We start from the raw sequence: 452 nt of genomic DNA on the forward strand, positions 1-452 counted from the left end.
CGACAGCATCACGACAGCATCACCGTCACCACGGCGGATGGCACCTCACAGGTGATCACCGTCACCATTCACGGCACCAATGATGCGGCCCTCATTACAGGAACGAGCACCCAGGARCTSACSGAGACGGATTCGGCTCAAAACACTGGCGGCAAGCTGGATGCCAGTGATGTCGACAGCTCTGCCGCCTTCGATGTGCAGACSGATGTCGATGGCAGCCATGGCTTCGGYAAGTTCTCGATCGCCGCCGAYGGCACYTGGACYTATGTCATGAACGAYGCCCATGACGAGTTCAAGGCGGGTCATGACTATACCGACAGCATCACCGTCACCACSGCRGAYGGCACCYCMCAGGTGATCACSGTCACCATYCAYGGCACCAATGATGCGGCCCTCATTACAGGAACGAGCACCCAGGAGCTCACCGAGACGGATTCGGCTCAAAACACTGG

Annotated in this window: 1 protein-coding gene; it reads left to right on the forward strand. The window is 58.6% G+C overall.

All coding sequences use genetic code 11. The annotated features are described in order from the left end of the window. On the forward strand, window positions 1-452 hold a 452-nt coding region (locus tag AC1D0P_RS29455; RefSeq protein WP_477679969.1), incomplete at both ends, for a VCBS domain-containing protein.

It is taken from the genome of Polaromonas sp. P1_G2, from assembly GCF_056405515.1.